This is a genomic window from Ilumatobacter sp. (genome assembly GCF_049588435.1).
In the GTDB taxonomy this organism is placed as follows: Bacteria; Actinomycetota; Acidimicrobiia; order Acidimicrobiales; family Ilumatobacteraceae; genus Ilumatobacter_A.
Window position 1 is genome coordinate 1 of record NZ_JBAVYV010000061.1, and the last position, 1,644, is coordinate 1,644.

The following is a 1,644-nucleotide window of genomic DNA, read 5'->3' on the forward strand; positions in this document are numbered from 1 at the left end:
GCGACGCCCTGAGGCGCGCCGACGGTGACGAACAAATCGGCTACAAGCTCGGCTGGACGTCCGCTGCGATGCGCGAGGCACTTGGAATCGACCAACCGAATTGGGGAACGCTCTGGCGATCGCAGAAGTGTGACCGTCAGCTCGATCTCACTCGGCTTCGGCATCCGAAGGCCGAGCCGGAGATCGTCTTCGTCGCTGGCGTCGACCTTGAGGGCGACAACGTGACCGCCGACGATGTCCTCGCATCTGCCGTCGGCTGGGCGATCGGCATCGAAGTCGTGCACCCTCGATTCGAGTCCTACGACTTCACCTGGCTCGACAACACCGCAGACAACTCATCGGCAGGCGCCATCGCGACCGGCCCCGTGACGTCGATCATCAACGATCCGTCAGCCGCCGAGGTTCGATTCTCGAACGGCCTCAAGGAACGAACCGGCTTCGGCGACCAAGCCATGGGATCCCCCGCCGCCGCCGTCGCGTGGCTCGTCCACCAGCTGTACGGAGAAGGACAGCGACTCCGGGCTGGCGAGATCGTCTACACCGGCGGGCTCACGGCACCATTCGACGTCAACGGCAAATCCGAGCTGTCGGCGCAATGCCCCGATCTCGGCAACGTCCAGATCACGATCAGCAAGAACTCAAAAGGAGCCCCCCGATGGCCCGAATGACTCCCCTCCCCCTCGACGCGAGTGGCGACGCCGACCTCGAAGCGGCATTTGCGCACTTCATGTCAACGCTGGGCATGGTTCCCAACAGCCTGCTCACCATGCAACGCGTCCCCGCAATCGCCAAGGCCACGATCCAGTTCAACCGAGCCGTATTTTCAGCTGATGGTCGGGTCGATCTCGGCCTGAAGCGACTGATCGGCCACATGTCGAGCGCCGCAGCCGGTTGCCAGTACTGCAAGGCGCACACTGCCGTGAGCGCCACACGAGCAGGCATCGACGAACAAAAGATGGCGGCGGTCTGGGAGTACGAGACGAACCCGTTGTTCGACGACCGAGAGCGCGCAGCACTCGACTTTGCCTTCGCCGCCGGCCAAGTCCCGAACGGGGTGACCGACGAGTTGTACGCCTCGCTCGCCGAGCATTGGGACGAAGCAGAAATCGTCGAGATCCTCGGCGTCATCTGCATGTTCGGCGTCTTCAACCGATGGAACGATTCACTCGCCACCACACTCGAAGACAATGCCATCGCTGTCGCCCAACCGCTCCTCGAAGACAGCGGCTGGAACGTCGGCAAACACGGCTGACTGCCGCGTCCGACGATTCATCGCCGGAAAAACCCCGAACCCGATGATGAAGAAGGTTTCCCGAGGACTGATCGTCATCTCACCCATCAGATGATCGCCCGGATCAAACCCCTGAGCCGCGTGCGCCGGCGTGCCGATTCGGAATCATCGGTGACCCCATACGTGACAACGCTCATTGCCGGTCCATCGTCTGCGAACTCGACCGCAAGCTGTCCACGGACGCCATCGAACTCGCCCGCTGCGAAGTCCGCCATCTCTCCCGCAGATGCCAACAGTTCGAGGCAGGTCCACAGGTCGATGGCATCGCGATCGACTTGCCGAACGCGACGTGCGTGCAGCTTCAGCCCGAGCAGACTCGCCAAGTCGGGCAGCAGCACGCCCAGTGTGATCAC

The 1,644-nt window shown here is 62.8% G+C and carries 2 protein-coding genes and 1 pseudogene; 2 read left to right on the forward strand and 1 reads right to left on the reverse strand.

Translation table 11 applies throughout. The features are described 5' to 3' along the window. Positions 1–668 (forward strand): 2-keto-4-pentenoate hydratase (locus tag WBV89_RS02135; RefSeq protein WP_423979694.1); only part of this gene is annotated, 668 nt, incomplete at its 5' end. Further along, on the forward strand, positions 656–1,252 hold the full coding sequence (locus tag WBV89_RS02140) for a carboxymuconolactone decarboxylase family protein (protein ID WP_423979695.1): 597 nt from the start codon (positions 656–658) through the stop codon (positions 1,250–1,252). The genes WBV89_RS02135 and WBV89_RS02140, both read left to right, overlap by 13 nt. Before the next feature lie 86 nt (positions 1,253–1,338). Here WBV89_RS02140 and WBV89_RS02145 read toward each other — a convergent pair. Beyond that, positions 1,339–1,644, reverse strand: a pseudogene (locus WBV89_RS02145) (hypothetical protein); the annotation flags it as partial.